We start from the raw sequence: 25,923 nt of genomic DNA, 5'->3' as shown, positions 1-25,923 counted from the left end.
AGGCATTAATTTTCCAAAAACATGAAGGATTTTGCATTGCAGTGTGGAATTATACACCAAGTCTTTGATAGGCAAAGGTGGTGAACACAAGTGCAAATTACCGATGTCAGACTCCGCCGTGTAAATTCCGAAGGTCGCATGAAGGCTATCGCTTCCATCACCATTGACAACGAATTTGTCGTTCACGATATTCGTGTGATCGACGGCAACAATGGGATGTTTGTGGCAATGCCAAGCAAACGGACTCCGGATGGAGAATTCCGCGATATCGCTCATCCGATTTCTTCTACTACCCGTGAGAAGATCCAGGCTGCAGTTCTTGCTGAGTATGAGCGTGCCGCTACGGAGGAAGAAGAAGTGATTGAAGAAGGAGCGTAATTGACGAAATTGGGGAGAGTGCAAATCAGGGTGCAGGATACTGAAGCCCTTTTATCAACCCGATTTGCGAAGAAAAGGGAGCCTTTTGGGCTCTCTTTTCTTTTTGCCTTGAATACGCTATATTCATTAGAGAAATTTACAAGAACAAGAATAAACAAAAAAGTTCATAGAGGATCCAGATAGACATCATAAAGCCGGGAGGAATTTACATTGGGAAAAATAATGGCAGTCATACTCGCCGCGGGACAAGGCAAACGAATGAAATCGAAATTATATAAAGTGCTTCATCCGGTATGCGGCAAACCAATGGTCGGCCATGTGCTGCAAACGGTGAGGGAAGCGGATTGTCAGCGCACCGTTGTTGTTGTGGGACACGGGGCGGAAGCGGTGCAGAGCTACGTCGGCGACGGCGCGGAATTCGTGCTGCAGGAGCAGCAGCTTGGCACCGGTCATGCGGTTCTGCAAACAGAGGGGCTGCTTGGCGCTGATGAAGGCACAACTGTGATTCTGTATGGGGACACGCCTCTGGTCACGGCAGAGACCATTACAGCGCTGTTGGAGCTGCATACGCGTACGCAGTCGGCTGCTACTGTGCTGACGGCTGTAGTGCCCAATCCGCAGGGTCTTGGACGGATTATCAGGAATGAAGCGGGAGCGGTCCAGCGGATCGTTGAGCAGAAGGACTGCACGCCCGAGCAGGCCTCCATTAACGAGATCAATACCGGCATGTACTGCTTTGACAACCGCAAGCTGTTTGAGGCGTTGAAGCTGGTTACAAACAACAACGCGCAGGGTGAATACTATTTGACGGACGTCATGGAGATTATCCGAAAATCCGGCAAGGTTGTAGAGGCTTACTGTGCGGCGGATTATGCGGAAGGAGTCGGCGTGAATGACCGTGTCGGCCTCGCAGAGGCTGAGCAGCTCATGCGCGCGCGCATTGTCCGCAAGCATCAGCTTGCGGGTGTGAGCATTATCGATCCCGCCGCCACTTATATAGAAGCGGACGTCATCATCGGCTCCGACACCGTTCTTTTGCCCGGTACGATTCTGCGGGGCAGCACGGTGATCGGGGAGGACTGCATCATCGGGCCACAGGCGGATATCACGGATACGGAAGTCGGCAACGGAGTCACAGTCAAGCATTCCGTAACGACGGAAGCTGTCATCGCCGATGAATGCTCGGTGGGTCCCTACGCTTACCTGCGTCCGGGTACCAAGCTTGGAATCGGCTGCAAGATCGGGGATTTCGTTGAAATCAAGAACGCCGAGCTTGGAGCCGGCAGCAAGGTTTCCCATCTTAGCTATATCGGGGACGCCAAAGTAGGCACAGACGTCAATATCGGCTGCGGAGCGATTACCGCCAACTATGACGGGTATAATAAATCGCTCACGGAGATCGGCGACAATGCTTTTATAGGAAGCAATGTGAATTTGATCGCACCGGTCAAAGTCGGCAATGGCGCCTATGTTGTCGCAGGGTCTACAATTACACATGATGTGCCTGATGGAGATCTTGCGATTGCCCGCGAGCGTCAAGTCAACAAACCCGGTTATGCGGATAAGCTCCGTGCGCGGGCAAAAGCGAAGAAGGCAAACAGCAAATAACAAGAAACGGCTCTCTTGGTCCTATCAATGGGCAAAGCAGCATGTGGATGTCGGCGGTTATTCGTTAATTGGGTGCCGCTGCACCCCTCGATTGCAAGCAGTATGCTTCGGTTCTCAAAAAGCCGGAGCATACTGCTTGTTTAATTTTTTGGCGGAGTGGGTAATATGAATATACTATGTACGAATATGAATAAAGCACGAATAAGTACAAACCCAGGAGGTTCCAATTTATGGCTATAACATTCAAGGCAGAGGAACGTGCGTCAGGATCACAGGGACAACTGCGGAAGCTGCGTCATACGGGCAAGATTCCCGGAGTCGTATACGGCAAAAAGCTGGAGAACCCCATCAGCATTTCGGTCGATGAGAAGGAACTGCTTGCCATTTTGCGCTATCATCCCAATGCACTGCTCGAAGTGGATGTACCAGGTGCCGGCAAGCAGCCGGTCATGATGGCCGAGGTTCAACGGGATGCCTTATCTCGCAGCGTTATGCATATTGATTTTCATCAGGTGAATATGAATGAAGAGATTAAGGCGCAGGTCCGCATCGATTTGGCGGGCGAGGCTCAGGGCGTGAAGGAAGGCGGTATCCTGCAGGTGCTGCTGCATGAAATCGAGGTTCATTGCCTGCCGAATGCGATTCCGGATGCTATAGAGCTTGATGTTTCCGCACTGCTTGTAGGGGAGAATCTGCTGGTGAGCGACCTGAAGCTGCCTAAGGATGTTTCTACACGTGTCGATAGCGATCAGGTAGTGGTTGCCATTCTTGCACCACAGAAAGCAGAAGATGATTCCGAAGCTGCCGAGGGTGAAAGTGCCGAAGCTTCCGAGGAGAAGAAGGACAGCGATAACGAGTAAAACCATAGCGGTGGCAAGGGGAGAAGATCTTTGTCATCGGGGAGAAAATATAGTAAGGTGGAGAGGGCTGCGCCGCTGCAGCCCTCTTTCCTGTGTAGCATAACCCTACTGCCTGCTCACAGGCTGGCGATCGGTTTAACTTGTCCTGAATTTTTTCAATATCCGGGACGGGAAACAAAGGTAAACTGCCTTCTGTTGTAGAACACATTATTAACCTTGATATACTGCGGACTGCACTGTTCGACGAAGCCGATGTCACTATGCTCGTTGCCCCAATAGATCTGGACTGGAACCTGATGCTCCGAGTGATCCAAGAAATGAGAATCATCATAAATCAGCTGACCGTTCAAATACATCAAAGTCGCTCCTTTGTGTTCAATTTCGCATTGCCTCGGCAGTCTGCCGCTTATATAGATATGACAATTTACAAGGATGATTCGTTGCATCATTACAAAAACTTTACAGCAAACATTTTTCGCCTATGTAACAATGTCTGAGTAAAAACGTTTAGGAGTTGAAGGCACGCACATGAAATGGATTGTTGGATTAGGAAACCCCGGCACGGCTTATCAGGGGACGCGGCATAATATCGGATTTATGGCGGTCGATGCGCTGGCCAAGCGGTGGGGAATCAGTGTAACGCAAAGCAAATGCAAAGGGCTGCTCGGTGAAGGGAATGTGTCCGGCACGAAGGTGGTGCTGGTCAAGCCGATGACGTATATGAATTTGTCCGGGGAGACGGTGCGCGGGTTCATGGATTATTTTAAAGCCGATCTGGAGGATGCGATTATCGTCTACGATGATCTGGATACGGAAATCGGTAAAATCCGGCTCCGTTATCAGGGCAGCGCGGGCGGTCATAACGGGATCAAGTCCATTATTGGACATACCGGCACCCAGATATTCAATCGGGTAAGGATGGGGATTTCCAGACCGCAGCCGGGTATGAATATTGCAGACTATGTGCTGGCCAATTTCCCTAAAAGCGATGGAGACAAAGTGTCTACCATGATAGAGGACACCTGCGATGCGGTCGAATTTGCGCTCAAGCATCCTTTTGATCAGACCATGGCCAAATTCAACCGTTAAATATTGGCCCGTCCGGGCATACTGAGGGTATAACAAACCTTCAGGAGGCATAATATGGCTGTACATTACATTTGTCGTCACTGCAAGTCCGCTATCGGGACCATACACAACAGCTCCGTATCGGAAATGCAGCTCGGGTTCCATTTCTTGACCACCGAAGAGCGCAGCGATATAATAGCGTATAATCCAAACGGCGATGTGACGGTCAAAGTCGTTTGCGACTACTGCCGCGAGGCGATTGAGAATAATCCGGAACTCGTGCTTATGAATAGTCCCCTGCAGTAGGGGGCTCCTACTCGGATCAGGATTTGAAGAGCCTTGGCGCACGGCTGAGGCTCCTTTTGTGAACTGATTTTTAAAATTTCAGGTTCAGCGGCAGGGATTGTTCTTCTTTTGGCATCTCTTGCGCAAAAGAAGGCAGGCTGTTTCCGTTATGGGTGCTATTTTCCTGAATTTTAATTTGTAACAGTTGGTATTCCCTATTTTATCTATATCGTTCCGCTAGGATAACGCTTGACGCTCGCCCAGGAAACAGGGGGTCATGGTGATATTATAGAACCCGGGTCTTACATCGGGGCAGAGCAGCAAGTCATTATCTTTGGTGGAATGAAACGAGGTGCAGTAAACGTTGAAAGCATTACTAGAGGCTTACGCCGCGGATATGGATTTTCAGTCAGTCGTGTCCGGATTGCGAAAAGGGATGCGGGAACAGTTGATATCCGGCCTGGCCGGATCGTCGCGGCAGGTCATGATTGCTGCTCTCTCCAAGGAAATGAACCAGCCGATGCTGGTGGTTACCCACAATATGTTCGCCGCGCAGAAGATCGCGGAGGATCTGGTGGAATGTCTCTCGCCAAATGAAGTGCTGCTGTACCCCGCCAACGAATTGGTCGCAGCGGAAGCAGCCATATCGAGCCCGGAAACGCTTGCCCAGCGGATGGATGTTCTGATCCGTTTGTCGCAAGGCTTTCGCGGGATTGTTGTCGTGCCCTTCTCCGGGGTGCGCCGCTACCTGCCGATCAGCAGTGTGATGGCTAAGGCGCGGATTGAGATAAAAGTAGGCGATACACTGCCTATGGAAGCGTTTTTACGGCAAATGGTAGAGCTTGGTTATGTCCGGGCCGATAAGGTAGAGGCAAAGGGCGAAATGAGCGTGCGCGGCGGAATTGTCGATTTTTACCCGCTGACTACCGCGAACCCGTACCGGATCGAGTGGTTTGACGATGATATCGATTCAATCCGCACCTTCGATATTGCCGATCAACGATCGGTAGAGAAGCTGGAGCAGTATATGGTTCCTCCCTGCCAGGAGCTTCTTGCCGAGGCCGGCCGCTTCGATAATGCGGCTCAGCATGCCTCGGAGCTGTTGGAGCAGCAGCTTCAGAAGATGAATGACCGTTCGGCCAAGGACCGGCTGCGCTCGGAGATGGGCGCAGAGATCGAAAAGCTGCGCGAGCATCAGTATTTTACGGAAATTTATAAATATATCTCGCTGCTCTATCCGGAGAGGCAAACGCTGTTCGACTATATGCCCGAGGATACGCTGCTTATCTATGACGAACCGACCCGTCTCATTGAGACGGGCCGTCAGCTCGAACGGGATGAGTCCGAATGGGAACTGCATCTGCTGCAAAGCGGAAAATCTCTTCCTGGGCTTGTGCTGGCCCGCCCCTCTGATGAGATTCTGTATCATCGTCCGTTCCCGACCATGTTTCTCTCTCTTTTCTTAAGGCAAATTCCACATACACAGCCGCAAAATATCCTTAATGTCGTCTGCCGCTCGATGCAAAATTTCCACGGTCAAATGAATGTGCTGAAGGCGGAGATGGAGCGCTGGCGCAAATCCGGCGCGAGTGTCATGATGCTGGCCGGCAGCACGGAGCGTATGGACCGCATCAGGCGGATTCTGCACGATTACGGCATTGAGCCGCCGACGCTGATCGAAGGCAATTTGCAGTCCGGTTTTGAGCTGCCATCCATTCACCTGATTGTAATTACCGAGGGCGAGATGTTTTCGCAGAAGCAGCGCAAGGCGCGGCGGGTGGACAAAAAAATTGACAATGCCGAACGGATTAAAAACTATTCCGAGCTGAAGGTTGGCGATCACGTCGTCCACCAGAACCACGGAATCGGCAAATATATCGGGATCGGTACGCTTGAGATTGCCGGCATCCATAAAGACTATATTCATATTTTGTACGCAGGCGGCGACAAGCTGTCTGTTCCGATTGAGCAAATCGACCTGATCCAGAAGTATGTCGGTTCCGAGGAGAAGGAGCCGAAGGTCTATAAACTGGGCGGCAGCGAATGGACGCGTGTCAAAACAAAGGTCCGCTCCTCCGTCCAGGATATCGCCGATGAGCTTATCAAGCTGTATGCGGAGCGGCAGGCTACCAGCGGATTTGCCTTTGGAGGCGACACTTCCTATCAGCAGGAATTTGAAGCGATGTTCCCTTATGACGAGACGCGGGATCAGCTGCGTGCGATTGAAGAGATCAAGAAAGATATGCAGACACCGCGTCCGATGGACCGTCTGCTGTGCGGCGATGTCGGCTACGGCAAAACCGAGGTTGCGGTGCGCGCGGCTTTCAAGTCGGCGATTGAGGGGAAACAGGTCGCCATTCTTGTTCCTACGACGATACTCGCCCAGCAGCACTATGAAACGTTCCGCGAGCGCTTCTCGGGGTTTCCTTTCAATGTGCAGGTGCTGAGCCGTTTCCGCTCCAAGAAGGAACAGACTGATACGATGAAAGGTCTCAAGGCGGGAACGGTGGATGTCGTTATCGGTACGCACCGGCTGCTTTCGCAGGATATTATCTTTAAGGATCTGGGCCTGCTTATTGTGGATGAGGAGCAGCGCTTCGGCGTATCCCACAAGGAGAAGCTGAAGCGGCTCAAAACCAACGTGGATGTGCTTACGCTGACGGCAACGCCAATTCCGCGCACCCTGCACATGTCCATGCTCGGAGTCCGGGACTTGTCGGTTATCGAAACACCGCCGGAGAACCGTTTCCCGGTGCAAACCTATGTGGTGGAATACAGTCCGTCTCTTGTACGCGAGTCCATTGAACGGGAGCTGGCCCGGGGAGGTCAGGTCTATTACCTGTTTAACCGTGTGCAGGGCATCCATCAAATGGCGGAACAGATTCATGCGCTGGTTCCGGATGCCCGCGTTGCGGTCGGGCACGGCCAGATGTCCGAGCAGGAGCTGGAGAAGACGATTCTCGATTTCCTCGACGGGGAGTCCGATGTGCTTGTCAGCACCAGCATTATTGAGACGGGTGTGGACATCCCCAATGTCAATACGCTGATTGTTCATGATGCGGATAAAATGGGACTTTCCCAGCTCTACCAGCTGCGCGGACGCGTGGGGCGCTCCAATCGCATCGCTTACGCTTATTTCACCTACCAGCGGGATAAAGTGCTGACAGAGGTTGCGGAGAAGCGTCTGCAATCCATTAAAGAATTCACGGAGCTCGGCTCAGGCTTCAAGATTGCCATGCGCGACCTGGCTATACGCGGAGCGGGAAACCTGCTTGGAGCGGAGCAGCATGGCTTCATCGCCTCCGTTGGCTTTGATCTGTATTCCCAAATGCTTGCGGATGAAATAGCCCAGCGCAAGCTTGATATGGGCGGAGAAGCCGTCGAGCCGGTGAAGGAAGTCAGTACGGTGATTGATATGAGTATAGATGCGTACTTGCCCTCGGCTTATATTTACGATAGCATACAGAAGATAGAGATATATAAGAAGGTGGCAGCTTTGCGCTCCCTTGAGGAAGCGGAAGATCTGCGCGAGGAGCTGGTGGACCGGTTCGGCGATTTGCCGCAATCGGTGGACAATCTGCTTTCCGTAGCCAGGCTCAAAGTGCTCGGCGCAGCATGCGGGATTGAGCAGATAAGCGGCAAGGGCGATGATATCAGCTTGCGGTTCGCCGAACAGGAGAAGCGGCGGTTTGACACGAAGAAAGTCGACCGGTTGTGTCTGCAGTTCGAGAACCGGATCAAGCGTTCAGCCGGCAACGAGCCTTATCCGCTTGTACAGCTGAGAGGCAAAGGGCTTGAAATGGATCAAAGGCTCGAAGTACTGGAACGTTTTTTGCTTCACTATAAAGAAACCATACAATCGAAAGGGGAACTACAGGATGTTGCGCACTAATTATTGGAAGAAGGGGGTCTTGCTTGCATTGGCGGCCATGTTGGTCGTTGTTTTGGCAGCAGGATGCGGCAAGAAGAATGACTCCGAGGGGACAGCGCCCGGAGCAGGGGAAGGCAAAGCCGTTGCGACGTATAAGGACGGAACGGTAACGGAGACGGAGTTTGCCAAATATTCGACCTTCTTTGGCATCGTACAGCCGCAAACGGAAATGTATTTGAGCATTCCGCAGCTTCAGGAACAATTTCTGCGTGAGTATGTGGGATACAAGATTCTGAAAACCCGTCTTGGGGACAAAGAGGACAAGGCGATGGAAGAAGAAGTAAACAACTTCTATACCCAAATCAAGCAGCAAATTGATGCAACCCCGGAAGTGAAGGCAAAAGTGGATAAAGTCGGCCTTACCGAGGCGGATATCAAATATTTCTATACAATGATTACCTCTATCATGAAGGATGAGGAAAGCAAAGTTAAAGATGCTGATGTACAAGCCCAATACGATAAAACCAAAGACGACTACAACATGATCACGGTTCGTCATATTCTGGTCGGAACCGTCAACCCCGAGACAGGCGAAGAGACGCGCAAGGACGAAGACGCGCTCAAGATTGCCCAGGAAGTGAAGAAGAAGCTTGATGCCGGCGGCGACTGGACAGCACTGGCCAAACAATATTCAGACGATGCCGGCTCCAAGGAGACTGGCGGCTTGTATGAGAATCAACAGGCAAAAGTCTGGGTGGCGGAATTTAAAGATGCCGCAAACAAGCAGGAGGTCGGCAAAGTCGGCGATCCCGTCAAATCCTCTTACGGCTATCATGTCATGAAGGTGGAAAAGCGTGAGCCTACGGCTTTTGACAAGCTGTCCGCCGAGGACAAAGAAGGTCTGAAGCAGGCTGCAGCTTCCGAGATCCTCAATACGTTTATGACCAAAGAGCTCCCGGGTCTGATTACGAAAGTTGATCTGCCTGCACCTCCAGCTGATCCTAACGCTGCTGGCGGAGCAACGAATGGTGCGGCTGGTGGCGCAACGAACGGAGCAGCCAATGGTGCTGCCGCTCCGGATTCGACATCGACTGATAAAAAAGAAGAACCTGCAACGAAGTAAGCAGCGGTTTTTGCCATCAACGCCCGAGGATTGCGGCAGCTTGAAGAAGCTGATCCGCCGCCAAAAGTCGAAGCAGCCGTTTCAGCTATACGGACAAGCTCGGCTGTAAAGCCGGGCTTGTTTTATGCCGGGAGCCGGTAATGTAAAGGCCTAGTATCAGTTGTACGCAGTGGGAAGAGGAGATCGGGGAGGGATTGGCTTTGGGGAAAATGCAGGTGGTTGTCGGATCCTATTCGAGCAAGGAAGCAGAAGGAATTGCTGTCATTGAATTGAATACCGAGAGCGGGGAAATGAGAAGGGTCTCTGGTGTCACAGGACTGGTTAATCCTTCCTATCTGACAATGAATGCAGCACGGACGCGCTTGTACGTGGTCAGCGAGACAGGGGATCAGCCCGGGAAAGTAATTAGCCTTGCTGTTGACCCGGCTGATGGGACCATGTCTGTGATGAACGAGCGCTCGACACTGGGTAATGCGGCTTGTCATATCACGCTGGATCGGGATGAGCAATTTATAACGGTTGTCAATTACAGCGGCGGCAATGTATGCCTGTTTCCCGTGGAGGAGGACGGCTCCATAGGCCCGATGGCCGATAATGTGCAGCATGAAGGAACGGGACCGCGCGAGGACCGCCAGGAAGCGCCGCATCCGCACTCTTCCATAATCGACCCGACGAATGAATATGTGACGATCGCGGATTTGGGAACGGATGAGCTTGTGCAGTACCGGATTCACAGGGAAGTAGGGAAGCTTGTGCGCGTACGTCAGACTGCGGCGGTCCCCGGTTCGGGTCCAAGACATATGGCTTACCACCCGAACGGGCAGCAGCTGTATGTTGTAAACGAGCTGGACAGCACGGTTTCGGTGTATCAGGTCCACCAGGAGGATTTGCGTCTGGAATTGCTGCAAACGATCGGGACGCTTCCGGACTCCTTTACCGGAAACAGCACCTGCGCCCATATCCTGGTCAAAGGCTGCGGGCGTTTCTTATATGCCTCCAACCGTGGGCATGACAGCATTGCCATTTTCCGGATCGCGGAAGACGGCAAGCTTGAGCTCGTGGATGTTGCCACGAGCGGCGGACGGGAGCCGCGGAATTTTACGATCACGCCGGATGATCAATTTCTGCTTTCCGCCAATCAATTATCGGACTGTCTGATTAGCTACCGGATTGATCAGGATTCAGGACGTCTGCTTTCCACCGGTCACCAAATTGAGCTGTCTACACCGGTTTGTGTGTTCGTAAAATAGACTTTTTCCATCGAAAAACGAAAAGCGTCAGGATCTCACCTCGTAAAGGGGAAGAGACCTGACGCTTTTTTCGTTGACCGAACCTATTTCATGTTAGGTATAAGAAGGAAATCGACAAAATCATTTTCTTTTACATAACATTAACATAACATTAAAGTGACTTTTTTATCATATAATGCAGGAAAAAGGAACCATTTATGTGTGAATAAAACTTTTATGGAAACTATATTGACATGAAAGCTGACATGAATCTATAATGAATTCACGAACGATAAAACGTTTAGAGAGCGGATCGTTCGGATTATAGGAGAAAATGGTTAGGGGAGTGGGAAAATGAGGGAAAAAGTATGGAAAAGCACAATTTTTATGCTGGTTGCGCTCTGCCTGGTATTAGCGGGCTGCGGGAACAATGGCGGAAGCACAGAAACAACTGCCAACGGGGAAGCCAATACAAGTAATGCTGCAGGAAACGGCGGAGGTGACAACGGAGAAATAAAAGTCGGCATCCTTCATTCGCTCAGCGGCACCATGGCCATCAGTGAAGTATCGGTTAAAGATTCGGAGATGATGGCCATTGACGAGATCAATGCCAAAGGGGGCGTGTTAGGGAAGAAGCTTGTGCCTGTCGTTGAAGACGGTGCTTCCGATTGGCCGACATTCGCAGAGAAAGCGCGCAAGCTGATATCCGAGGATAAAGTCGCAACTGTGTTCGGCGGATGGACATCCGCAAGCCGGAAAGCGATGCTGCCTGTATTTGAAGAATTAAACGGGCTTTTATGGTATCCCGTACAATACGAGGGTTTGGAATCCTCCCCGAATATTTTTTATACCGGAGCAACAACCAATCAGCAGATTGTACCGGCGGTAAGCTGGCTGCTGGAGAACCGCGGCAAGAAATTTTATCTTCTGGGCTCCGATTATGTATTCCCGCGTACCGCCAACAAAATCATTAAAGAACAGCTGAAAGCCGAAGGCGGCGAGCTGGTAGGCGAGGAATATACACCTCTGGGTCATACGGATTACGCAACGATTATCAGCAAAATCAAGGAGGCGAAGCCGGAGGTCGTGTTCAATACGCTCAACGGCGACAGCAACGTAGCCTTCTTCAAGCAGCTGAAGGATGCGGGGATTACCGCGCAGGATATGACGACTCTCTCGGTTTCGGTCGCCGAAGAGGAAATCCGCGGCATCGGCGTGGATGTGCTGGAAGGCCATCTCGCGGCCTGGAACTACTATCAGACGACAGATACGCCCGCCAATAAAACATTCGTTGAAAACTACAAAAAGAAATATGGCGATGACCGCGTAACGGCAGACCCGATTGAAGCGGGTTATGATGCGGTTTATCTGTGGGCTGCTGCTGTAGAGAAAGCAGGATCCACGGATGTGGCTAAGGTCAAGGAAGCGGCCAAAGGTCTTGAATGGGATGCGCCAGAGGGTAAAATCACAATCGACGGCGAGAATCAGCATATATACAAAACCGTTCGAATCGGAGAAGTGCAGTCCGACGGGCAATTCAAGGAAGTATGGAATTCCGGCGAACCGGTGAAGCCGGACCCTTATCTCAAGGGCTATGAATGGGCGAGCAGCTTGAGCTCCGGAAGTTAAATTAACGAAAAACGTCATAACCAACCTCGTATGAAACGCGGCAAAGGAAGTATTCGCCAAGCGTCAGCGCTTCTTTGGATACTTCCTTTGCCGACTGCAAGAAGTCTGACGCATGAGGGGTGAAATAATGGATGTTATTGTGCTTCAGCTGTTTAACGGAATCAGTATCAGCTCGATTCTGCTGATGATCGCGCTTGGGCTTTCCATTACATTCGGACTTATGAAAGTCATCAATATGGCGCATGGGGAACTGATTATGATCGGGGCTTACACCGCCTATGTCGTCCAGAATATGTTCACCTCTTATTTTCCCGCATCGGCGTTCGGCTGGTATTTTGTGCTGGCCATTCCGGTCAGCTTCGCCGTGGCTTTCGTGTTCGGCCTTGTGCTGGAGATGACGTTGATCCGGTTTCTGTACGGAAGGCCGCTCGACAGTTTGCTTGCGACCTGGGGTGTCGGTCTGATGCTGCAGCAGCTGGCACGCACCATATTCGGCGCTCCGAACGTCGGGGTAACCAGCCCTTCCTGGCTCAATGGCGGGATGACGGTTATGGGTGATGTGGTACTGCCATACAAACGGCTGTTTATCATTGCGCTGGTGCTGGTATGCCTGTTCGCTATGTATCTGTATATTTACCGCAGCCACTCGGGACGCAGGATGAGAGCCGTTATGCAAAATCGGGAGATGGCGGCATGTGTGGGCATCTCCACGCGCCGCGTGGATGCCACGACGTTCGCCATCGGATCGGGGATTGCGGGAATTGCCGGCTGTGCGCTGACCTTGATTGGTCCGATCGGTCCTTCCATCGGCACCTACTATATCGTTGACGCATTCATGGTGGTTGTGCTAGGCGGCGTGGGCAAGCTCGTGGGCACTGTATTTGGCGCATTCGGGATCGGCATGTCCAATACATTGTTTGAGTACTGGACGACAGCTTCGCTGGGCAAAGTACTTGTTTTCTTGTGTATCGTTGCTTTTCTGCAGTGGAAACCGATGGGGCTCGTCGCCATGCGGACGCGTTCGCTGGATTAACGTTAAAGGGTGGGATTGGCATGCAAAGGCGAATGATGACATCCAGGCAGTGGTGGCTGCTGGCGGGTTATGCGGCTTGCGCAACCGCGCTCTTCTGCGCGCCGCTTGTGCTCAGCGACTTCCGGCTTAACCTTCTTGCCAAATTTCTGGCTTATGCCATAGTTGCGCTCGGGCTGGATTTAATTTGGGGGTATACCGGAATTCTGAGTCTGGGGCATGGCGTGTTCTTCGGTCTGGGCGGATATGCCATGGCGATGTATCTTAAGCTCGATGCCGGCGGCGGCAGGCTGCCGGACTTTATGGATTGGAGCGGCTTGACCGCGCTGCCGTGGTTTTGGAAGCCCTTCGGGAATTTCGGGTTCGCCGTGGCGGCGGGGATTCTGCTGCCTGCGCTGATCGCGCTTATACTTGGCTATTTTACCTTCCGCAACCGGATTCGCGGTGTTTATTTTACGATTCTGACGCAGGCGCTTGTTATCATTACGACTACACTGTTCATCGGCCAGCAGGCTTTTACGGGCGGAACCAACGGGGTGACCGGATACAGCCAGCTTTTCGGCAGTTCGCTGGCATCGCCGGACACGAAGCGGACGCTGTACTTCGTGACCGTTGTGGCGCTTATCGCGGCGTACGCGCTATGCCGTTTCCTGGTGAAGAGCCGCTTCGGGAAGGTGCTTCGGGCAATCCGGGACGGGGAGAACCGGGTTCGGTTTATCGGCTATAACCCGGCGCTTTACCAGATGGTGGCCTTCAGCATCTCGGCGGCCCTTGCCGGGCTTGCCGGCATGCTGTTCGTTCTCCATGTCGGCATTATTTCGCCGTCGATGATGGGTATTGTGCCATCGATTGAGATGGTGCTGTGGGTGGCGATAGGCGGCCGCGGCACGCTCTATGGAGCGGCGCTGGGCGCGATTTTGCTCAATTCAGCCAAGAGCGCATTCAGTGAATCATATCCGACAATCTGGCTGTTCTTTATGGGTGCTCTGTTCGTTGTCGTTGTGGTCTTCCTGCCGAAGGGAGCAGCGGGTCTGTTTGGCCAATTCAAACGGTTGATAAGAAGGAGGACGAAGCATGAAGGGGCAGATGGAGTCCGTCATCCTGCAGTGTGATGAGGTGACCGTGGATTTTGACGGTTTCAAAGCAATCCAGGGCATGAACCTGAGTCTGGAGCGCGGTGAGCTCCGATTTCTGATCGGGCCTAACGGAGCGGGAAAAACGACAATGCTGGATGTGATCTGCGGGAAAGTGAAGCCGACGGCAGGAAAAGTGGTGTTCAGCAAAACCATCGATATTACGAGAAAAAAAGAACATCAGATTGCGGAGCTTGGCATTGGGCGCAAGTTTCAAACCCCTTCGATTTTCCCGACGCTTACCGTCTATGAGAATCTGGAAATCGCCATGAAGCAAAAGCGTGGGGTATTTGCCGCCATGCGGGCCAGGATGCGAATGGAGGATCATGATCGGATTGAAGCGCAGCTTGAGATGATCGGTCTGGAAACGAAGGCTGACTGGCGGGCCGGAGGCCTCTCTCACGGAGAGAAGCAGTGGCTGGAGATCGGCATGATGCTGCTGCAGGAGCCGGAAATATTGCTGCTTGATGAACCGGTAGCGGGTATGACGGATAATGAAACGGAGAAGACCGGCGAGCTGCTGAAGCAGATCAGCAGGACGCAGTCGATTGTTGTCGTGGAGCATGATATGGAGTTTGTCCGTAATTTCGCAAGCAAAGTGACTGTGATGCATGAAGGAAAGCTGCTAAAGGAAGGCTCCATGGAGGACGTGCAGCGGGATGACCGGGTGGCGGAAGTGTATTTGGGGAAAAGGCGGGATGCCGATGCTAGCCGTTCAACAGCTTGAAGCAGGATATGGCGAGAGTGTGATCCTACGCGATGTGACGCTGAAGGTGAAGCCGGGGCAGGTGGTTTGCCTGCTGGGGCGCAATGGGGTTGGCAAGACCACGCTGATGAAGAGCATCATGGGGGTGCTCAAGGCGCGTAAGGGCAAAGTCTCCTACAAGGAGATGGATATGACCAGACGTTCCCCGGGAGACCGGGCGAAGCAGGGGATTGGTTATGTGCCGCAAGGGCGCGAGATCTTTGCGCAGCTGTCGGTTTTTGAGAATGTGCTGCTTGGCCTGGAGGCTTCACGGGAGAAAAAACGGGAGATTCCCGCTGCGGCTATCGCCCAATTCCCTGTGCTTCCCACCATGTACAGCCGCAGGGGCGGAGATTTAAGCGGCGGGCAGCAGCAGCAGCTGGCTTTCGCCAGAGCGTTGGCATCGGAGCCGGATATGCTGCTCCTGGATGAGCCCTGCGAAGGCATCCAACCGTCGATCGTCGATGATATCCGCGATGTGATCCGGTTGATTAAAGCGGATGGCAGGACGGCCATACTGCTGGCTGAGCAAAGTCTGGAGTTTGTGAAGAGTGTGGGCGATTATTTTTATATTTTGGAGAAGGGGTCCATCGCCTGGGAAGGCGGTCTGGAATCGCTTGATGACGAGGTCATTCGCCATTATTTAACTGTATAATTAAATGTAATAAAACCTAACATCGACATTGACAAGAGAGTGTCATACCTTATAGAATACTATTAGATGTTAGATAATTTGACAAATTCATAAAGGTTCCCAGCCACGGCAGGTGGGGACACAAAGCTGTCTAGGGTTCCGTGATCTCTCTCGCTATAACCGAGGAAGAAATCAGCCTGGTCCAAGAGGCGGCGTATGGCAGGGGTTGCTCTATTGATGGGAGTAATGGTGCCATATAACACGGAAGGACAAAAGCCTGGGAGATAATCCCAAGGCTTTTTCTTTTTTTTACCCTGGATTTTGCTGCGACAAGACGGCAAGCGCCGTTTCTTCTTCAGCCTCATGCAAAAGGTTCAAGATTTCAATCGTTACAATCGTTTATTTGCACTTGTTGTATATAAAAATAGAGGGAGCTGGAGTTGGATGAACAAAATCAAACGTACGGTTACGATTCTGATGTTGGCGGCGATTATTGCCGCGCTTGCCGGGTGCGGAGGACCCAAGGAGGAATCCTCCTCGGGCGGAGGCTCGGATAAGCCGATCACGATTGCGCTCAGTCCTTGGCCGGGCTGGTTCTTCTGGTATTTGGTGGAGGAGAAAGGCTTTTTCGAAAAGCATGACGTGAATGTCAAGCTGGAATGGTTCCCTGTGTACAGCGACTCGCTGCAGGCATTGGCAACGGGCAAGGTGGACGCCAACAGCCAGACGCTGAGCGATACGCTTGCTCCCGTGTCCAAAGGCATTGGACTGAAAGCCGTGCTTGTCAATGATAACTCCTTTGGCGGCGATGCCATCGTGAGCAAGCCGGAATTTAGCTCCATTGCGGATTTGAAAGGCAAAACAATAGCCACCGAGCTGGGTACGGTTGACCATCTGCTGCTGCTGACGGCATTAGACAAGAACGGGCTGAAGGAAAGCGACGTCAATTACGTCAACATGACGGTCAACGATGCGGGGCCTGCTTTTATTTCCGGAAAAACAGACGCTTCCGTGCTGTGGGAGCCGTTCCAGACGACTGCAGTCAAGGAAGGCAAGGGCAAGGTTCTATTCTCCTCCAAGGATACGCCGGGGCTGATTCCGGATTTGCTGGTTTTCCGCGATTCCGTGATCAAGGACCGTCCGGCGGATATTCAGAAGGTAGTTGACGCCTGGTTCGATGCGCTTGACTACTTCCAGGATCATCAGGATGAAGCGATTGAGCTGATGGCGAAGCATGCTGAAACATCCCCGGAAGACTTCAAGCTGGGGCTCGACAGCATCAAGCTGTTTACCGTAGAAGACAATATTAATGCATTCGGCAAGCGTGATGACTATACATCGCTGCGCTACACGGCTGAGAAAACAGCTGATTTTCTCAAGAACCTGGACATGGTGGACGACATTGACGATTTCGACGCTATTCTGGATTCCCAATTTATTGAAGCAACTGCGAAGAGGTGAGCAGTCAATGAAGACAAAAAAACGACTCAGACCCCATAGATTGCAAATCTTCAAAGATATCGGCGGCAGGCCGTTCGCGTTTACAGCAGGAGCTTCATTCGCACTGCTGCTGCTCGTCTGGTCCCTGCTCAGTTATACCGAAGCGGTGAATCCGGTCTTTTTGCCCAAGCCGCATGAGGTGCTGCTGGAGCTGATTCATCAGCTGGGGACCGCCACTTACTGGCATCATATTGGCATAAGCTTGTTCCGGGTTACCTCGGGCTTCGTGCTCGCCTGTATCATCGGGATCCCGATCGGTATCTTCGCGGGAACCTTCAAATTCGGGGAAGCATTCGTCGAGCCTCCAATGGAATTTATCCGCTATATGCCGGCAGTTGCTTTCATTCCGCTAATTATGGTTTGGGCAGGTATTGGCGAATGGGCCAAGATCCTGCTGATTTTTATCGGCTGCTTCTTCCAGCTTGTGCTTATGGTGGCGGACAACACGCGCCGCGTCTCCCATGATCTGCTGCAGGCCTCCTTCACTTTAGGGGCGGGGCGCTGGAAAGCGATCGAAACCGTCTTGATCCCGGCTATACAGCCGCAGCTGATGAACACGCTCCGTCTAGTTCTGGGCTGGGCGTGGACTTATCTGGTCGTCGCGGAGCTGGTGGCGGTGAACAGCGGTCTCGGTTTTGCCATCATGAAGGCGCAGCGTTTCCTGAATACGGATCAGATTTTTGTGGGGATTATCGTTATCGGGCTGCTTGGTCTGATCAGCGACCGGATTTTTGCTTTCTTAAACCGCAGATTATATCCATGGGCATAAACGGAAGATTTTGCTACATCCTTAAAGGAAAGCTTGGAAGCAGGAGAGGAGTGGGAGTGTGGAAGCGGCGATTCGGAAGCAGAAGGAAGGCAGCCTTGAGGAAGCGGGCGGCAGCGGGTCAGCTGGTCGCGGTCCAGCGGTTGTGCCGGCCATCGGTGAAATTGTCATAAGCGGGCTGCAGAAGGTGTATGAAACAAAAACAGGCGGGTTCGAGGCGCTTAAGGGAATAGATTTGACGGTTGGAAGCAATGAATTCGTGACAATACTTGGCCCCTCGGGCTGCGGAAAATCAACCCTGCTGCGCATTGTCGCAGGCCTCGATGAGCTGACGGAGGGCACAGTCACCGTCGATGGCGGCGAAGTGATTGGTCCGGGAGCCGACAGGGGCATGGTGTTCCAGGGCTACACCCTGTTCCCATGGCTGACCGTGCAGGAGAACATAGAATACGGTCCGAAGCTTAAGGGAGTGGCAACTATGGACCGCCGTGCGATCAGCAGCTATTGGTTGAAGGTGACCCGGCTGGAGGAATTCCGTAAAGCCTATCCCAAGCAGCTCTCCGGCGGGATGAAGCAGCGGGTCGCAATCGCCAGAGCTTTGGCCAACCGGCCGAAGGTGCTGTTGATGGATGAGCCGTTCGGCGCGCTTGATGCCCAAACGAAGCTGGAAATGCAGGAAATGCTGCTTGAGGTATGGGAGAGGGAAAAAACAACGGTTTTGTTCATTACTCATGACATCGATGAAGCGATATTCTTGTCCCAGCGTATTGTGGTTATGGGCGCCGGACCCGGGCGGATATTGAAGACCTATGAGGTGAAGCTTCCTGCCCGGCGATCACCGGAAGTGCGCGAGCATCCCGAATTTCTGGCTCTGAAGCGGGAAATTGCCCAGCTTCTCAAGCATTGATTTCACCACCTGTGGAAGCAGCAAAACGCTATATAATGTGTACGGCGGCGGCTCGATTTCGGGCCGTCGTTTGATGCTGGGTCAGCATTTTATTGAGGGGTTCCCCGGCCTGTGGATATTTTAAAGACTGTGATCGTTTACCACGTGCATAAGAATATGGGAGCGGATGAATACTATGGTCAGATTCGAAAAACACCTTTATTACAAGTTCTCTCCTCTTGTGCAATAGACAAGTATCGGGTATCCAGTCGAATTCAAAACCTTCAATGAAAGTGGGGCAACCAGAACATGAAAGCAACTGGAATTGTTCGTCGAATTGACGATTTGGGCCGGGTCGTCATTCCTAAGGAAATCCGCCGTACGCTGCGTATACGCGAGGGCGATCCGCTTGAAATATTCGTTGACCGCGATGGGGAAGTGATTTTGAAGAAATATTCCCCGATCGGGGAGCTTGGTGAATTCGCCAAGGAATACGCCGAATCCCTCTCGGAAAGCACGAGCCACATTACACTGATTACGGATCGTGACAATATTATAGCCGTAGCGGGGACATCGAAGAAGGAATATATGGAGAAGCAAATCGGATCCATTCTGGAGTCCTGTATGGAGAACCGCAAAACGGTGGTTGAGACCGGCAGCGGCTCATATGAAGTAGTCAAGGATATCGGTGAAGCTTTCAGCTCGTTTGTAGCGGCGCCGATTGTAGCGGGCGGAGACCCCATTGGGACGGTTGTGCTGCTCAGCAAGGATGAAAACGTCAAGATGGCGCAGATGGAAACCAAAATGGCTGAAACAGCCGCCGGATTCCTGGCCAAACAAATGGAGCAATAAAGGGCAAGCTGCCTGCACAGTGACGTTAAAACACTGGCAGCAGCTTGTTTTTTGTTTTGGGGTTGTGTGCCGCCGGAATCAGCCTCTGCTCATGTGGAGGTTAAGAAGCCGATAAGGAGCGCCATTCACATCGGGATGCTTTCGGGTATAATGAGGGGAGGAGTACAGACAGGCAGGTGCCGGGCTTGGAACAAGTGAAACGACATAAGGCCAATGCTTCCGGGCTTGCCGGCAGCGGCAGGTCCGGATTGATGGATGAGGATAAGGTTTTGACCCCTGACGGGGATACATACAGCGGCGGGCAGGAGGACGGTCTCCCGCCTGAAATGGGCGTCCGCCGCTCCCGCGGCCCGCAGATGCTCGGGGGAGCGGCATTGATGGGAGCCGCGATGCTGATCAGCAAGGCGCTCGGAACCCTGCAGAAGATTCCGCTGCAAAATATCGCGGGGGATCGGGTATTCGGCATTTACAATGCGGTATATCCGTTGTATCAGCTGCTGCTTGTCATGGTTACGGCGGGCTTCCCCGTTGCCGTATCACTGCTTGTTGCGGAGCGGATGGCCGGCGGTGACCGGGACGGCGCGCGGCTTGTGCTGAGAGCGAGCGTGATGCTGCTCAGCCTCAGCGGAGCTGCCGGTTTTGCGCTCATGTGGCTGGGGGCGCGTCACATTGCGGGATGGATCGGCGATCCGGATACCGTATCCGCTGTTCGCGCCGTTTCGCTGGCGCTGTGGGTTGGGCCTGTAACGGCTGCGCTTCGCGGGTATTATCAAGGACTTGGCAACATGCTGCCCTCGGCTGTTTCCCAGCTGTCCGAACAGACCATCCGTGTGGGCGCCATGCTTGCGCTGCTGGCCATCGGATGGCATTTGGGATGGAATGACGGATCATTGGCTGCCGGAGCAACGGCGGGCTCCGCTTTCGGCAACGCCGCAGGCCTTATGGTCATGGCCGGGTATTGGCTGCGTGACCGGGCAATTAACCGTCCTGAAGCTGCGATTACGAGTCCTGTTAGCGGTGGAATGGCACCTTCCGGGCAGGCACTTAAGCCTCCGAATAGCGGTGTAATAATGCCGCTGATGCGCAGACTCGCCGGACTTGCCGTACCTGTTACACTCGGCGCACTGGCTGTTCCCGCGCTCAGCGTAGTCGATGCGTTCACGGTGCCGCGCCTATTGGGCGCTGCGGGCGCAGACCCGGCGGCGGCTATGGCGCAGTTCGGCCTGTACAGCCGTGGGCAGCCGCTTGTGCAGCTGGTCGTGATGGTGGCAGGCGCGATGGGCGCCGCGCTTGTTCCGGCGCTAGCGACTGCGCGGCTTCAGGGCGACCTGGCCGGCGTGAAACGGCAGTCGGCCCTGGTGATGCGCGCCGCGTGGGCGGTGGGCGGCGCGGCGGCGGTCGGGCTCGTGCTGCTGGCCGAGCCCATCAATGTCATGCTGTACGCGGACGCCGCCGGCACGCGTACCTTTGCCCTTGTGGGCTGCACAGCGCTCGCGGGCACGGTCGCCGCGATCGCGGCAGCCGCGCTGCAGGGGCTGGGGAGCGCCCGCGCCCCTGCGCTGTTCATGCTGGCGGCCGCCGTGCTCAAGGCGGCGCTCAATGCTCTGCTCGTGCCGGCGCTTGGCATCGCCGGCGCTGCCTGCGCGGGCATCGCCGCGCTCATGGCGGCCGCCCTGCTGAGCGCGGACGCCGTCCGCCGCGCCACGGGCGCGGGAGTGCCCGCTCGCCGTGCCGCGGGCACCCTGCTTGCGCTCGCGGTAATGGCCGCGGCGCTGGTCCTGGCCGAGCGCTGCGGAGCGCCGCTGCTCGGGCTGGCGCTGCCGCCCAGAGCGGCCGCCGCCGTGCTGGCGCTCGGCGGCACAGCCATCGGCGGCGCGCTGTTCGCCGCCGCCGCGCTCCGCTTCGGCGGCATAACCGCGGCCGAGCTGCGCGCACTGCCGGGCGGCCCAAGTCTGGCCGCCCGCCTGATCCGCTGGCGGCTGCTTCCTCCGGCCGAGTAACATGAGGCAGAATGCCTCATGTATAGCCCGCCAGGCACGTACCATCCGGCTTGCCATACATGAACTCGGCCTTGATCAGCCTCACTCATGTATAGCCCGCCAGGCACGTACCATCCGGCTTGCCATACATGAACTCGGCCTTGATCAGCCTCACTCGGGTATAGCCCGCCAGGCACGTACCATCCGGCTTGCCATACATGAACTCGGTCTTGATCAGCCTTACTCGGGTATAGCCCGCCAAGCACGTACCATCCGGCTTGCCGTACATGATATCGGCCTTGATCTGCCCCACTCGCGTACAGCCCCCAAGGCACGTACGCCATCAGCTCTCCAAGAGCAGCTCATGCGCGCTTGGCAGCCTTACAAGAAAAGACCTACCTGCCTACCACTTATTAAGCAAAGGAGGGTTCATTCATGCAACCAACCATTACCGTTGTCGGGCTGGGGTCTGGCGATGCCGACCAGCTGACGCTCGGCGTCTGGCGCAGGCTCCAGAAGACGGAGCGCCGCTTTGTACGGACGGAGAAGCATCCCATGATGAAGATCTTCGGCGACAATGATTTAACCTATACGTCGTTTGACAGCCTGTATGAACAGCTTGATTCCTTCCCTGATGTCTATGCCGCTATTACGGAGGCGCTGATCGGGCAGGCCAAATCGCTGCCAGCCGCGTCTGAGCTGATTTACGCCGTTCCCGGGCACCCGATGGTAGCGGAACGTACTGTGCAGCTGCTGCGCGAACGCTGTCCTCAAGAGGGGATCGAGCTGGTTATTCTGGGCGGAGAGAGCTTCCTCGATCAGGCCTTCACCCGGCTTGGCTTCGATCCCATCGAAGGCTTCGTGCTGCTGGATGCAGCGGAACTAAAACCGTCACAGCTGCGGCCGGAGCTGCACACTCTGATCGGTCAGGTCTATGATGAATTTACGGCTTCGGATGTGAAATTAAGCTTGATGGAGCAGCTGCCCGACGACTATCCCGTCATTGTCGGCCACGCGCTCGGAATCGCGGGCGAAGAACAGATATTGACGATCCCGCTCTATGAGCTGGACCGGACTCCGGGATTTGGGAATTTGTCCCTTGTCTATGTGCCGCGCTCCACCGATGACAAGCTGCGCAACCGATCCTTTGAAAGGCTGCACGAGATTGTGGGGATCCTCCGCAGCCATGAAGGCTGCCCTTGGGACCGGGAGCAGACGCATACATCCATCCGCAAAAACTTCATCGAGGAAACCTACGAAGCGATCGAAGCGCTGGATGCGGACGATCCGGACGGAATGCGCGAGGAATTCGGCGATGTGATCCTTCAGGTTATGCTGCACAGCCAGATGGAAGAGGAGGTTGGCTCCTTCTCCGTCTACGATGTCATCGAGTCCCTCAATGAGAAGCTGCTGTTTCGCCATCCGCATGTTTTTGGCGACCAGGTTGCCAATGATTCCGGGGAAGCCCTGCAGAATTGGGAGCAGATGAAAGCGGAGGAGAAACGGCGCAAAGGCATAAATCCCGGGGAACTGTCGCAGCTGGACGGGATTCCACCGGATTTGCCCGGGCTTATGAAGGCTTATAAGCTTCAGAAGAAAGCGGCCAAGGTCGGCTTTGACTGGGATGATATTCAGCCGGTGCTCGGCAAGATCGAAGAGGAACTGGGTGAGCTGCGGGAGGCCATAGCAGCCGGGAATCCGGAAGAGCAGGCCGATGAGCTGGGCGATCTGTTGTTTGCCGTGGTGAATGCTTCCCGGTTCATCCATGCTGATCCCGAAGAAGCGCTTGCCCGGACGAACCGGAAGTTCAAGAAACGATTTTCATATATTGAAGAGCAGCTTCGTATAAGTGGACGAACCTTTGACCAAACTGATTTAATAGAGATGGACCGGTATTGGGAGGAAGCCAAGCTGCTCCCCTGAAAGCGCGATTGACGCCGGATGCTCTTCCTTGCGATAAGCCCGGGGACAGAATAAGGATGCCCGCTTATCCTAGGGAAGGCTTGAAGCTGATAGACTGCTGAAGATGAGAGGGCCGTTCTTCCAACCCGGCTAAAGGTTCATCGGAAATTCGTCTCCAGTCGCCAGAAATTGCAAAAAAAATTTACAAATGGGCAGGATTTATTTAGAATCAAGCAGAATAGGTACAAGCGGGCAAGTAAACTCAAAGTGGAAGTATAGTGACTATCTGCTATGATAATTAAAAATTTAGGAGGCTATGTTCATGAACAAAACAGATCTTATCAACAGCATTGCAGCTAAAAGCGGGCTTACCAAGCGTGATGTCGAGTCGGTTCTCAATGGTTTTATGGGAGAAGTAACCGATGCGCTGGCAGGCGGCGAGAAAGTGCAATTGATCGGTTTCGGCACATTCGAAACCCGCAAGCGCTCTGGCCGTACGGGCCGCAACCCGCAAACGGGCAATCCCATCACTATCGCGGAATCCAAAGTTCCTGCATTCAAAGCCGGCAATAAATTAAAAGAAGCTATCAAGTAGTTCATGCGTCTTGACAAGTTTCTCAAAGTCTCCCGGCTGATCAAGCGGCGCACTGTCGCCAAGGATGTGTCCGATCAAGGGCGCGTCTGGATCAACGGCCGGGAAGCCAAAGCGAGCAGCACCGTCAAAGCCGGCGACGAGCTCATGATTCAATTCGGCCAGAAAGTTGTCACCGTGCGCATTGAGCGGCTTGCGGAGACGACCAGGAAGGACGAGGCGAGCGGCTTATACACTTTGTTAAAGGAAGAATCGCGCCAAGTCGAGAACAAAATGGAATGGCAATAAAGGAAATGACGGCCTTAACCGGGGTATTCGGTGGGGCCGTCTATTTTTTTTAGAAGCAAGCGAATACGCCTTTATCTGCTGCGGCTCCCGTACCGGCATGCAGCTTTTCCTTTTTCCGGCAGAACGGTAGAAGGATGAATTGTTCTAAAACCTGTCCCACCCCCATAGGCTAGTCTTAAAGGAGGGGACGAGGCGATGATTGATCAAGGAAAAGGGCAAAAACGTCAGGAAATCAAAATGCTTAATCGTAAAATACTCGAAATTACGGGTGTCATGAATGTGGAAAGCTTCGATGTTGAAGAGTTTCTGCTGGAAACGGAGCTTGGCTTCCTGGCCATTCGCGGGCAGAACCTACATATGAAGCATCTGAGCCTGGAGCAGGGTCTTGTTGCCATTGAGGGGCTCGTCCATTCGCTGACTTATCTGGACGGGAATACCGCAGCCAAATCCAAAAGCTTGTTCGGGAAGATATTTAAGTGAGTCTCAGCGTACAGTGGTGGACGATGGCGACGATGCTGCTGTCCGGGATTGGAATGGGCATTGTTTTTGACGGGTACCGTGTTGTGTCGGACGAGCTGCGGATCGGACGATTATGGGTTCCGGTGCTTGATTTGCTATATTGGATTGCCGCGACGATTATTGTTTTCCAGGTCCTCTCGGCAAGCAATGAGGGCGAGGTGCGGGCATATGTCTTTCTCGGGCTCCTGCTCGGAATCGCCAGCTATTACTGGCTTTTCAGCAAAATAGTGGTGAAGCTCGTACATTTTTTTATCCGTGCCGTCCGTACTCTGATTCAAATCATAGTCAAGATGTTTATATATATTGTCGTACGTCCTTTACAGCTGCTCTACCGGCTATGCAAGCTGATTATTTCCTTTTTGATTGCGCTTGCTTTGTTCCTCTTGAAAATTGTGATACAATTAACCCGTCCACTCTGGATTCTGGTTCGCTGGATGATGAGCCCGATTACCAAACCGGTCTCGCGATGGGTGGTTGGCTGGTGGGTTCCGCTTATGGCCAGGTGGCGGGTTGCTGAACGCTGGAAGTCCGCGTCCGGCAAGGCGGCAAGGGTTTGGCAGCGATTGACAAACTGGAAGAAGAAGGACAGTGATGAATAGATAATGTTATGAGTGGAGGTCAAAGAATTGATGATGACGGCTACCGGGAGTACTCCTACACCTTCATACGCAGGAACGAAACGTCGGCTGAAACTATGGTTTATCGTCATTGCTTTATTCTTGGGCTGGGCATCCTATACGTTTATATCCCAGTTGGAGCGGCAAGGTCAGTCCGAGCTCAAGCTCGCCGAGACAAAGCAGATGATCGATACGGCGAACACTCAGATCAATGATCTCAAGCAAGAAGTCGCCAAACTGAATGATAAAGAATACATTGGTCAATTGGCTACGAAAGAACAGGGTATGGTAAAAAAAGGCGAGCAGCAGATACAGGTCATTGAGGATTGATTCGGCCTGAAATCGGGTACACGTCTGTTGCCTTGCACCTCTCGTTCGGTTATAATCACCTTAGTAGCAGCATTTATTGTTGGTTGTAAAATGCCATCA

The 25,923-nt window shown here is 53.3% G+C and carries 26 protein-coding genes and 1 riboswitch; of the genes, 24 read left to right on the top strand and 2 right to left on the bottom strand.

Annotation, left to right across the window (positions count from 1 at the left end):
* Positions 1–90: 90 nt before the first annotated feature.
* The 3 genes from spoVG to ACFOLF_RS17720 all read left to right on the top strand — a co-directional run bounded on the left by spoVG (position 91) and on the right by ACFOLF_RS17720 (position 2,846).
* Positions 91–378: a septation regulator SpoVG gene (spoVG, locus tag ACFOLF_RS17730; protein WP_189000021.1), complete on the top strand. Its 288-nt coding sequence runs from the start codon at positions 91–93 to the stop codon at positions 376–378.
* A 222-nt stretch (positions 379–600) separates the two neighbouring features.
* The gene (glmU, locus tag ACFOLF_RS17725; protein ID WP_210046402.1) at positions 601–1,986 is read left to right on the top strand and encodes a bifunctional UDP-N-acetylglucosamine diphosphorylase/glucosamine-1-phosphate N-acetyltransferase GlmU; all 1,386 of its coding nucleotides are present in this window, start codon (positions 601–603) and stop codon (positions 1,984–1,986) included.
* A gap of 230 nt (positions 1,987–2,216) precedes the next feature.
* Positions 2,217–2,846 carry a 50S ribosomal protein L25/general stress protein Ctc gene (locus tag ACFOLF_RS17720; protein WP_210046357.1) on the top strand — a complete coding sequence of 210 codons (630 nt, stop codon included), beginning with the start codon at positions 2,217–2,219 and terminating at the stop codon, positions 2,844–2,846.
* 155 nt (positions 2,847–3,001) lie between these two features.
* On the opposite strand, the gene ACFOLF_RS17715 is transcribed toward ACFOLF_RS17720, so the two are convergent.
* Positions 3,002–3,202 (bottom strand): hypothetical protein, encoded by a 201-nt coding sequence (locus tag ACFOLF_RS17715; protein ID WP_210046358.1) that lies wholly within the window; start codon positions 3,200–3,202, stop codon positions 3,002–3,004.
* Between the two features lie 172 nt (positions 3,203–3,374).
* Here ACFOLF_RS17715 and pth point away from each other — a divergent pair, with 172 nt between their 5' ends.
* The 15 genes from pth (at position 3,375) to ACFOLF_RS17640 (ending at position 21,597) form a co-directional block, all read left to right on the top strand.
* Entirely contained in the window at positions 3,375–3,935 is a 561-nt protein-coding gene (gene pth, locus ACFOLF_RS17710) for an aminoacyl-tRNA hydrolase (RefSeq protein ID WP_210046359.1), read from the top strand.
* Positions 3,936–3,989: 54 nt separating this feature from the next.
* Positions 3,990–4,220: an anti-sigma-F factor Fin gene (locus ACFOLF_RS17705; RefSeq protein ID WP_210046360.1), complete on the top strand. Its 231-nt coding sequence runs from the start codon at positions 3,990–3,992 to the stop codon at positions 4,218–4,220.
* Between the two features lie 343 nt (positions 4,221–4,563).
* Positions 4,564–8,091 (top strand): transcription-repair coupling factor, encoded by a 3,528-nt coding sequence (gene mfd / locus ACFOLF_RS17700; RefSeq protein ID WP_210046361.1) that lies wholly within the window; start codon positions 4,564–4,566, stop codon positions 8,089–8,091.
* Between the two features lie 37 nt (positions 8,092–8,128).
* Positions 8,129–9,193, top strand: coding sequence for a peptidylprolyl isomerase (locus ACFOLF_RS17695; RefSeq protein ID WP_379114261.1), 1,065 nt, complete (start codon positions 8,129–8,131; stop codon positions 9,191–9,193).
* Positions 9,194–9,402: 209 nt separating this feature from the next.
* The gene (locus tag ACFOLF_RS17690; RefSeq protein ID WP_379114263.1) at positions 9,403–10,443 is read left to right on the top strand and encodes a lactonase family protein; all 1,041 of its coding nucleotides are present in this window, start codon (positions 9,403–9,405) and stop codon (positions 10,441–10,443) included.
* A 333-nt stretch (positions 10,444–10,776) separates the two neighbouring features.
* Positions 10,777–12,051, top strand: coding sequence for an urea ABC transporter substrate-binding protein (gene urtA / locus ACFOLF_RS17685; RefSeq protein ID WP_210046364.1), 1,275 nt, complete (start codon positions 10,777–10,779; stop codon positions 12,049–12,051).
* 127 nt (positions 12,052–12,178) lie between these two features.
* Positions 12,179–13,084 carry an urea ABC transporter permease subunit UrtB gene (urtB, locus tag ACFOLF_RS17680; protein WP_210046365.1) on the top strand — a complete coding sequence of 302 codons (906 nt, stop codon included), beginning with the start codon at positions 12,179–12,181 and terminating at the stop codon, positions 13,082–13,084.
* Between the two features lie 20 nt (positions 13,085–13,104).
* Positions 13,105–14,193, top strand: a complete 1,089-nt coding sequence (gene urtC / locus ACFOLF_RS17675) for an urea ABC transporter permease subunit UrtC (protein ID WP_210046366.1) — start codon at positions 13,105–13,107, stop codon at positions 14,191–14,193.
* On the top strand, positions 14,156–14,941 hold the full coding sequence (gene urtD, locus ACFOLF_RS17670; RefSeq protein WP_379114256.1) for an urea ABC transporter ATP-binding protein UrtD: 786 nt from the start codon (positions 14,156–14,158) through the stop codon (positions 14,939–14,941). The genes urtC and urtD overlap by 38 nt, the downstream gene beginning before the upstream one ends.
* Positions 14,919–15,614, top strand: a complete 696-nt coding sequence (urtE, locus tag ACFOLF_RS17665) for an urea ABC transporter ATP-binding subunit UrtE (protein WP_210046367.1) — start codon at positions 14,919–14,921, stop codon at positions 15,612–15,614. Before urtD ends, urtE begins: the two co-directional genes overlap by 23 nt.
* A gap of 119 nt (positions 15,615–15,733) precedes the next feature.
* A riboswitch (guanidine-I (ykkC/yxkD leader) is annotated at positions 15,734–15,879 on the top strand.
* 158 nt (positions 15,880–16,037) lie between these two features.
* Positions 16,038–17,054 carry an ABC transporter substrate-binding protein gene (locus tag ACFOLF_RS17660; protein WP_210046368.1) on the top strand — a complete coding sequence of 339 codons (1,017 nt, stop codon included), beginning with the start codon at positions 16,038–16,040 and terminating at the stop codon, positions 17,052–17,054.
* A 7-nt stretch (positions 17,055–17,061) separates the two neighbouring features.
* On the top strand, positions 17,062–17,862 hold the full coding sequence (locus tag ACFOLF_RS17655) for an ABC transporter permease (protein WP_210046369.1): 801 nt from the start codon (positions 17,062–17,064) through the stop codon (positions 17,860–17,862).
* A 142-nt stretch (positions 17,863–18,004) separates the two neighbouring features.
* Positions 18,005–18,766 carry an ABC transporter ATP-binding protein gene (locus ACFOLF_RS17650; protein ID WP_379114265.1) on the top strand — a complete coding sequence of 254 codons (762 nt, stop codon included), beginning with the start codon at positions 18,005–18,007 and terminating at the stop codon, positions 18,764–18,766.
* A 288-nt stretch (positions 18,767–19,054) separates the two neighbouring features.
* Complete coding sequence (gene spoVT, locus ACFOLF_RS17645) at positions 19,055–19,597, top strand: stage V sporulation protein T (protein WP_210046370.1); 543 nt, start codon at positions 19,055–19,057, stop codon at positions 19,595–19,597.
* A 194-nt stretch (positions 19,598–19,791) separates the two neighbouring features.
* Entirely contained in the window at positions 19,792–21,597 is a 1,806-nt protein-coding gene (locus ACFOLF_RS17640; protein ID WP_379114258.1) for an oligosaccharide flippase family protein, read from the top strand.
* Between the two features lie 85 nt (positions 21,598–21,682).
* Here the strand turns inward: ACFOLF_RS17640 and ACFOLF_RS17635 are convergent, their stop codons facing one another.
* Positions 21,683–21,889, bottom strand: coding sequence for a hypothetical protein (locus tag ACFOLF_RS17635; protein ID WP_210046371.1), 207 nt, complete (start codon positions 21,887–21,889; stop codon positions 21,683–21,685).
* A 122-nt stretch (positions 21,890–22,011) separates the two neighbouring features.
* Here ACFOLF_RS17635 and ACFOLF_RS17630 point away from each other — a divergent pair, with 122 nt between their 5' ends.
* From ACFOLF_RS17630 to ACFOLF_RS17605, 6 genes are all read left to right on the top strand, one after another.
* Entirely contained in the window at positions 22,012–23,499 is a 1,488-nt protein-coding gene (locus tag ACFOLF_RS17630) for a bifunctional methyltransferase/pyrophosphohydrolase YabN (protein WP_210046372.1), read from the top strand.
* 301 nt (positions 23,500–23,800) lie between these two features.
* Positions 23,801–24,073 carry an HU family DNA-binding protein gene (locus ACFOLF_RS17625; RefSeq protein WP_210046373.1) on the top strand — a complete coding sequence of 91 codons (273 nt, stop codon included), beginning with the start codon at positions 23,801–23,803 and terminating at the stop codon, positions 24,071–24,073.
* Between the two features lie 3 nt (positions 24,074–24,076).
* Complete coding sequence (locus tag ACFOLF_RS17620; protein ID WP_210046374.1) at positions 24,077–24,358, top strand: RNA-binding S4 domain-containing protein; 282 nt, start codon at positions 24,077–24,079, stop codon at positions 24,356–24,358.
* 195 nt (positions 24,359–24,553) lie between these two features.
* Entirely contained in the window at positions 24,554–24,838 is a 285-nt protein-coding gene (gene yabP, locus ACFOLF_RS17615; RefSeq protein ID WP_210046375.1) for a sporulation protein YabP, read from the top strand.
* Positions 24,835–25,476 (top strand): spore cortex biosynthesis protein YabQ, encoded by a 642-nt coding sequence (gene yabQ, locus ACFOLF_RS17610; protein ID WP_210046376.1) that lies wholly within the window; start codon positions 24,835–24,837, stop codon positions 25,474–25,476. Before yabP ends, yabQ begins: the two co-directional genes overlap by 4 nt.
* 30 nt (positions 25,477–25,506) lie before the next feature.
* On the top strand, positions 25,507–25,824 hold the full coding sequence (locus ACFOLF_RS17605) for an FtsB family cell division protein (protein ID WP_210046377.1): 318 nt from the start codon (positions 25,507–25,509) through the stop codon (positions 25,822–25,824).
* Positions 25,825–25,923 lie beyond the last annotated feature (99 nt).

Source organism: Paenibacillus sepulcri, from assembly GCF_042647105.1.
In the GTDB taxonomy this organism is placed as follows: Bacteria; Bacillota; Bacilli; order Paenibacillales; family Paenibacillaceae; genus Paenibacillus_Z; species Paenibacillus_Z sepulcri.
Note: the sequence above shows the minus strand (reverse complement) of the source record. Positions and strands in the feature narration are given on the sequence as shown.

Bases quoted from the DNA above. Each gene is read 5' to 3' on its own strand.
- glmU (WP_210046402.1), top strand. From the start codon at position 601: ATGGCAGTCATACTCGCCGCGGGACAAGGCAAACGAATGAAATCGAAA.
- ACFOLF_RS17720 (WP_210046357.1), top strand. From the start codon at position 2,217: ATGGCTATAACATTCAAGGCAGAGGAACGTGCGTCAGGATCACAGGGA.
- ACFOLF_RS17715 (WP_210046358.1), bottom strand. From the start codon at position 3,202: ATGTATTTGAACGGTCAGCTGATTTATGATGATTCTCATTTCTTGGAT.
- pth (WP_210046359.1), top strand. From the start codon at position 3,375: ATGAAATGGATTGTTGGATTAGGAAACCCCGGCACGGCTTATCAGGGG.
- ACFOLF_RS17705 (WP_210046360.1), top strand. From the start codon at position 3,990: ATGGCTGTACATTACATTTGTCGTCACTGCAAGTCCGCTATCGGGACC.
- ACFOLF_RS17695 (WP_379114261.1), top strand. From the start codon at position 8,129: ATGTTGGTCGTTGTTTTGGCAGCAGGATGCGGCAAGAAGAATGACTCC.
- ACFOLF_RS17690 (WP_379114263.1), top strand. From the start codon at position 9,403: ATGCAGGTGGTTGTCGGATCCTATTCGAGCAAGGAAGCAGAAGGAATT.
- urtA (WP_210046364.1), top strand. From the start codon at position 10,777: ATGAGGGAAAAAGTATGGAAAAGCACAATTTTTATGCTGGTTGCGCTC.
- urtB (WP_210046365.1), top strand. From the start codon at position 12,179: ATGGATGTTATTGTGCTTCAGCTGTTTAACGGAATCAGTATCAGCTCG.
- urtC (WP_210046366.1), top strand. From the start codon at position 13,105: ATGCAAAGGCGAATGATGACATCCAGGCAGTGGTGGCTGCTGGCGGGT.
- urtD (WP_379114256.1), top strand. From the start codon at position 14,156: ATGAAGGGGCAGATGGAGTCCGTCATCCTGCAGTGTGATGAGGTGACC.
- urtE (WP_210046367.1), top strand. From the start codon at position 14,919: ATGCTAGCCGTTCAACAGCTTGAAGCAGGATATGGCGAGAGTGTGATC.
- ACFOLF_RS17660 (WP_210046368.1), top strand. From the start codon at position 16,038: ATGAACAAAATCAAACGTACGGTTACGATTCTGATGTTGGCGGCGATT.
- ACFOLF_RS17655 (WP_210046369.1), top strand. From the start codon at position 17,062: ATGAAGACAAAAAAACGACTCAGACCCCATAGATTGCAAATCTTCAAA.
- spoVT (WP_210046370.1), top strand. From the start codon at position 19,055: ATGAAAGCAACTGGAATTGTTCGTCGAATTGACGATTTGGGCCGGGTC.
- ACFOLF_RS17630 (WP_210046372.1), top strand. From the start codon at position 22,012: ATGCAACCAACCATTACCGTTGTCGGGCTGGGGTCTGGCGATGCCGAC.
- ACFOLF_RS17625 (WP_210046373.1), top strand. From the start codon at position 23,801: ATGAACAAAACAGATCTTATCAACAGCATTGCAGCTAAAAGCGGGCTT.
- ACFOLF_RS17620 (WP_210046374.1), top strand. From the start codon at position 24,077: ATGCGTCTTGACAAGTTTCTCAAAGTCTCCCGGCTGATCAAGCGGCGC.
- yabP (WP_210046375.1), top strand. From the start codon at position 24,554: ATGATTGATCAAGGAAAAGGGCAAAAACGTCAGGAAATCAAAATGCTT.
- ACFOLF_RS17605 (WP_210046377.1), top strand. From the start codon at position 25,507: ATGATGACGGCTACCGGGAGTACTCCTACACCTTCATACGCAGGAACG.